At 70.4% G+C, this 6,610-nt stretch carries 2 protein-coding genes; both read right to left on the bottom strand.

The features are described from left to right. Window positions 1–148: 148 nt before the first annotated feature. Window positions 149–5,095: an NAD-glutamate dehydrogenase gene (locus ACN6LD_RS36845; RefSeq protein ID WP_319197650.1), complete on the bottom strand. Its 4,947-nt coding sequence runs from the start codon at window positions 5,093–5,095 to the stop codon at window positions 149–151. An 806-nt stretch (window positions 5,096–5,901) separates the two neighbouring features. Next, window positions 5,902–6,567 carry an HAD family hydrolase gene (locus ACN6LD_RS36840; protein ID WP_445045429.1) on the bottom strand — a complete coding sequence of 222 codons (666 nt, stop codon included), beginning with the start codon at window positions 6,565–6,567 and terminating at the stop codon, window positions 5,902–5,904. Between the last annotated feature and the right edge of the window lie 43 nt (window positions 6,568–6,610).

The following is a 6,610-nucleotide window of genomic DNA, read 5'->3' as shown; positions in this document are numbered from 1 at the left end:
AGCCAGCTTCACAGGCCCTTGAGCCGTCCGGATCTTACGGATCTCGAAGTCCATCGCATCCCCTGAACTGGGGTGTTGCAACGACTCCTAGAACCCAAGGCGGTTCGGGGGCGCCCTTCGCGCATGCCTACGACCTGCCGCTCACCGCCTACGAGTGCGTCCGCAGCAGCGTGCGCATCGTCCGCATGGCCACCGACAGGTTGGCCAGGTCGAACGTCTCCGAACTCTGGATCTCCTCCAGCGTGGTGCGCGCCCGCCCCAGGATCGCCGCGTTCTTCTCCTCCCACGCCGTGAACCGCTGCTCGGGCGTCGACGTCCCGTTGCCGACCGCCAGGACGTCCGCGGTCAGCGCCGCGTGCGCCGCGAACAGGTCCTCGCGGATGGAGGCGCGGGCCATCGACTGCCAGCGGTCGGCGCGCGGCAACTCGATGATCCGGTCCATCAGCCGGCTGATCTGCAGGCGGTCGGCGAGGTCGTAGTACACCTCGGCGACGTCCAGCGGGTCCTTGCCCATACGGTCGGCCACCGACACGATGTCCAGCGCCGGGAACGCCGAGGAGAACCCGGCCACCCGCGTCGCCAGCTCGTCCGGCACGCCGGACGCGGTCAGCTCGTCGTGGATGCGCTGCCACCACTCCAGGTCCGCGCCCCGCAGCAGCTTCGTCAGCTGCGACCACACCTGCTCGACGCGCTCGGCGAAGAAGTCGACCGTCTCCGCGAGCTGCAGCGGCTGCGGCCGGTTGTTCAGCAGCCAGCGCGTGCCGCGCTCGACGAGCCGCCGCGAGTGCAGCCGGATCCGGGTCTGCACGTCGGCCTCGACCCGGTTGTCCAGCTCCTCCACCGCGTCCCACACCGGCGCCGAGCTGAAGATCGCCCGGGCCACGGTCTGCGCCCGCACGATCTCCTCCAGCGAAGCGCCGGTCTCCTCGCGCAGCCGGTGCAGATACGTCGTGCCGCCCGTGTTGACCGTGTCGTTGACCAGGACGGTCGTGGTGATCTCACGGCGCAGCGGGTGGCTGTCGACGCCCTCGGGGAACCGCTCGCGCAACGCCGTCGGGAAGTACGCGTGCAGCAGCGTCCGCAGGTAGGGATCGTCCGGCAGCGAGGTGTGCAGCAGCTCGTCCGACACCGTGATCTTGGTGTACGCCATCAGGACGGCCGTCTCGGGACTGGTCAGACCCTGGCCGGCGCCGAGACGCTCGCGGATCTGCCGGTCGGTGGGCAGGAACTCCAGGGCCCGGTCCAGATGTCCCTCCCGCACCAGGTGACGCATGAAGCGCTGCTGGGCATGGAGCATGTCCTTCGACTGGGCGAGGGCGTTGGCGATCGCCGTGTTCTGCGCGTAGTTGTTGCGCAGCACGAGCGCGCCGACCTCGTCGGTCATCTCCGCGAGCAGCTTGTTGCGCTGCTTGACGGTCATGTCGCCCTCGGCGACCAGCCCGTTGAGCAGGATCTTGATGTTCACCTCGTGGTCGGAGGTGTCCACGCCGGCACTGTTGTCGATGGCGTCCGTGTTGATGCGGCCGCCGTGCAGCGCGAACTCGATCCGGCCGAGCTGGGTCAGCCCCAGGTTGCCGCCCTCGCCGACGACCTTGACGCGCAGGTCGGCGCCGTCCACCCGGATCGGGTCGTTGGCCTTGTCGCCGACGTCGGCGTTCGACTCCGCGGCGGACTTCACATACGTGCCGATGCCGCCGTTCCACAGCAGGTCCACCGGCGCCCGCAGGATCGCCTTCATCAGGTCGGCCGGGGTCAGCTTGGTGACGCCCGCGTCGATGCCGAGGGCCTCCCGGATATGCGAGTTGACCGGGATCGCCTTGGCGGTACGGGGGAAGATCCCGCCGCCCGCGGAGAGCAGTTCGGCGTTGTAGTCGGCCCAGCTGGAACGGGGCAGTTCGAACAGCCGGCGCCGCTCGGCGTACGAGGTCGCCGCCTCCGGCTTCGGGTCGATGAAGATGTGCCGGTGGTCGAAGGCGGCGACCAGCCGGATGTGCTCGCTGAGCAGCATGCCGTTGCCGAACACGTCACCGGACATGTCGCCGATGCCGACGACCGTGAAGTCCTCGGTCTGCGTGTCCACGCCCAGCTCCCGGAAGTGCCGCTTCACGGACTCCCAGGCGCCGCGGGCCGTGATGCCCATGCCCTTGTGGTCGTAGCCGGCCGAGCCGCCGGAGGCGAAGGCGTCCCCGAGCCAGAAGTCGTACGACTCGGCGACCTGGTTGGCGATGTCGGAGAACGTCGCCGTGCCCTTGTCGGCGGCGACCACCAGGTAGGTGTCGTCCTCGTCGTGCCGCACGACGTCGGCCGGCGGCACGACCTCCCCGCCGACCATGTTGTCGGTGATGTCGAGCAGCGCCGAGATGAACGTCCTGTAGCTGGAGATGCCCTCGGCGAGCCACGCGTCACGGTCCACGGCCGGGTCGGGCAGCTGCTTGGCGACGAAGCCGCCCTTGGCGCCGACCGGCACGATGACGGTGTTCTTCACCATCTGCGCCTTCACCAGGCCGAGCACCTCGGTCCGGAAGTCCTCACGCCGGTCGGACCAGCGCAGACCGCCGCGCGCGACCTTCCCGAACCGCAGGTGCACACCCTCCACCTGCGGCGAGTACACCCAGATCTCGAACGCGGGCCTCGGCGCCGGCAGGTCCGGGATGGCCTGCGGGTCGAACTTCATCGACACGTAGTCGTGCGGCCCGCCGTCCGCGCGCTCCTGGAAGAAGTTGGTGCGCAGGGTCGCCTTGATGACGGTGAGGAAGGACCGCAGAATGCGGTCCTCGTCCAGCGAGGCCACCTGGTCGAGCGCCGCGTCGAGCTCCTCGAGCAGGGCGTCGACGATCTCGTGCCCGGCGCGCTGCCGGTCGGGCGACATCCGCGCCTCGAACAGCGACACCAGCAGCCGCGTGGTGTGCACGTTCGTGCGGAGCGTGTCCTCCATGTAGTCCTGGCTGAACGTGGACCCGGCCTGCCGCAGGTACTTGGCGTACGCGCGCAGCACCACCGCCTGCCGCCAGCTCAGCCCCGCGCCCAGCACCAGCGCGTTGAACCCGTCGTTCTCCGCCTTGCCCGTCCAGGTGGCCGAGAACGCCTCCTGGAACCGCTCGCGCCCGTCGTCGCCGAGGAAGTCGCCGCCGGGGCCCGCCAGCGCCTTGGGGATGCGCAGACCGAAGTCGTAGATCCATGCGTGCGTGCGGTCCGAGCAGCGCAGTTCGTACGGCCGCTCGTCGATCACCTCGACGCCGAGCCGGCTCAGCACCGGCAGCACCGCCGACAGGGAGATCGCGTCACCCTTGCGGTAGATCTTGAAACGGCGCTCGCCGGGCGCGGCGCCCACCGGCTCGTAAAGGCTCAGCGAGAAGTTCCGCTCCTCGGTCAGCCGCTCCAGGTGGACGAGGTCGGCGACCGCGGCGCGCGGCGTGTGGTCGGCCTTGTAGCCCTCGGGGAAGGCGTGGCTGTAGCGCCGCAGCAGCTCCGCGGCCTTCTCCTCGCCGAGTTCGGCGTTGAGCGCCTCCTGGAACGCGTCGGCCCAGGAGCGTGCCGCCTCGACCAGGCGCGCCTCGATGCGCTCCTTGTCGGCGTCGGACAGCTCCGGCAGCTCGGTGCCCTGCGGCACGCGGACCACGAAGTGCAGCCGGGACAGGATCGACTCGGTGTTCCAGGCGGTGAAGTCGACGCTCGTCCCGCCCAGTTCCTCCTTCAGGATGTCGATGATCCGCAGCCGCACGCCCGTCGTGTACCGGTCGCGGGGCAGGTAGACGAGCGCGGAGTAGTAGCGCCCGTACTCGTCCTGCCGGAGGTAGAGCCGCAGCCGGCGCCGCTCCTGCAGGTACAGGACGCTGGTGACGATGGACCTCAGCTCGTCCACCGGCGTCTGGAAGATCTCGTCGCGCGGGTAGGTCTCCATGATCTGGAGCAGGTCGCGTCCGTCGTGGCTGTTGGGCGAGAAGCCGGCGCCTTCCAGCACGGCCGCGACCTTGCGGCGCACGACCGGCACCCGCACGACCGACTCGGTGTAGGCGGCGGAGGAGAACAGCCCGAGGAAGCGCCGCTCGCCGACGACGTTGCCCGCCTCGTCGAACTTCTTCACACCGACGTAGTCGAGGTAGGAGGGCCGGTGCACGGTGGCCCTGCTGTTCGCCTTGGTCAGCACCAGCAGCTTGTGCTCCCGCGCCTTGGCCCGGGCGTCGGCCGGCAGCCGCTCGAAGGACGGGCTGACGGGGTGGGCGTCACCGTCGGCGTGATGCGGGTCGGAGCGCAGGATGCCGAGCCCGGTCCCGGGAACGGCGGCCAGCGAGTCGTCCCCCCGCAGCTGGTACTCCCGGTAGCCGAGGAAGGTGAAGTGGTCGGCGGCCAGCCAGCGCAGCAGCTCGCGGGCCTCGTCGACCTCGGGCCGCGCCAGATCGCCGGGAACATGCTCCTCGGGAAGCTCGTCGGCGACGCGCAGCGCCGTCTCCCGCATCTTCTCCCAGTCCTCGACGGCCTCCCGGACGTCGGACAGGACGCGCAGCAGATCGGCGGTGATCTGCTTGAGGTCGGCGCGGTCCGTCTCACGGTCGATCTCGACGTGGATCCAGGACTCGACGTGCCCGTCGTGCGGAAGCGTCCCCGGGGCCGGCGGGACGCTCAGCACCTCGATGAGCTTGCCGGTCACATCGCGCCGCACCATGACCTGCGGGTGGATGACGAGGTGGATGCCCCGCCCCTGCCGGGTCAGTTCGTTGGTGACGGAGTCGACCAGGAACGGCATGTCGTCGGTGACCACCTCGACGACGGAATGGCTGCACGTCCAGCCGTTCTCCTCGACGGTGGGCGTGTGCACCCGCACGTTCGCGGTGCCCTGCGGCCGGTTCTCGGCCAGCCGGTAGTGGGAGAGCGCCGCCCCGAAGACGTCGACCGGGTCGCGGTCGCTCAGGTCCTCCTGGGCGGTGTGCAGGTAGTAGCGCTGGAGGAACGCGAGCAGAGCGGCGTGGTCCGGGGTGCCCGGAGTGCCCTCGCCCGTCGTCCCAGTCGGTAGATGCCCCCCGACCGGGCTGTTCTCAGCGACCCGCGCCGCCCTGTCGAGCAGCTCGGCCTTGGCTTCGTCCAGCTTGGTCTGCATTGTCCTCTGACTCCTGTCGCGCGCCGTTGCGTGACGTAGAAGGAAGTACGGGCTCTTCCCCTGCGGCTCGACGCCACGGGCCGGGGTCTCCGGTCTGCTCCGACGCTATGCCGCAAGGTGAGATGAGCGGGGGGTTATCAGCCATTCTCGACACCACTCCGGCGTGTGACGCTGCTCTCCGCGTCACGCTTTTCCCGCCGGGTGTGCACGGCGTCCCGGGGCACTTCGCGCCCCTGTCCCGCCCGCGCCGACCAGCGATCGCCGCCCGGTCGCGGAGATGGTCCGCACACACCGGGCGCAGGGCAGGGGCAACAGCGCCCCCGCGAGATATCGCGCTGATCACGCCACCAAGGCTATCGCTCCCCCCAGGCCCCCCGTCATGAGCCGTATGTGTACAAAAGAGGGGCCAGAAGTTTGACGTTATGCACAGAACCAACAGCCCCACACCCACCCCGCCCCGGCGGGGCCCCAGCCGAGGACCGCCACGCCCCCCACCTACCCCACCGAACGCGGCCCTCCCCGCGAGGCCACCGCAACAGCAACGGAAGCCGACCGCACACCGCGAGGGGGGAACGCAGTCCCGCGGGCGAGGCGAGGGGCACAGCCCGCCGAGGGCAAGCGGCACAGCCGGATGCGGCACGGGCATCCCCACCGGGAGATGCAGTCCGCCAGGGGTGCAGGGGACGCAGTCCCGGCCCGGGGCCCAGGGGACGCAGTCCCTGGATGGGACGGGTAGGGGCGGCGGGGGCGAGACACCCAGGCCCCCCACCCGAGCACCCCACGAGCCCCGCCCCACCGCCGGAGGCCTACGCGGCGATACGCCCCGCCATCTCCACGGCCTCCCCCAGCGTGTCGACCACCGGCGCCCCGACCCCCTCCAGGCTGGCCCGGCTGTGCGACCCGCCGGTGTACAGAACGGCCTTCGCCCCCGCGTGCAGCGCGGCCACCGCGTCGTCGGCCGCGTCCCCGATCACCACCGTGCGCGCCGGCTCCACCCCGGCAAGCGCCGCCAGGTGCCGCACCATGTGCTCGGCCTTGCTGCCCCCGGAGGGCCCGATCCGCCCGTCGACCCGGACGAAGTGCGGCTCGATCCCGAACCCCCGTACCAGCGGCACGAGTTCATCGTGCACGTACATGCTCAGCAGTGACTGACTGTGCCCCGCCGACCGCCACCCCGCGAGCAGCTCCGCCGCGCCCTCGGTGAGCCCGCACCGCACCCGGTGCTCCGCGTAGTACCGGTGGAAGACCCCGTCCATCAGCTCCCACTCGGCGTCGGTGGGCAGCCTGCCCATCAGCCGCTCGTAGAACCTCGGCACCGGCACGCAGTACAGCGCCCGGTACTGCTCCAGCGTGATCGGCTCCAGCCCCAACTCGACGAACGCCGCGTTCGTCGCCCCGATGATCGCGTCGTTGTCGTGGAACAGCGTCCCGTTCCAGTCCCAGACGATGTGCGCCGCTTGCTGCTTCCCCATGTCTGCAAAAATACCCGCCGCCACCGACAGTCAAGAGACCGTC

The organism is Streptomyces sp. SAS_272, from assembly GCF_052543235.1.
The sequence above is the reverse complement of the archived record's forward strand: the minus strand, read 5'-3'. Positions and strand labels throughout refer to the sequence as shown.

What these genes read in the sequence shown, in the direction of transcription:
- ACN6LD_RS36845 (WP_319197650.1), bottom strand. Translation starts at nt 5,095, where the DNA reads ATGCAGACCAAGCTGGACGAAGCCAAGGCCGAGCTGCTCGACAGGGCG.
- ACN6LD_RS36840 (WP_445045429.1), bottom strand. Translation starts at nt 6,567, where the DNA reads ATGGGGAAGCAGCAAGCGGCGCACATCGTCTGGGACTGGAACGGGACG.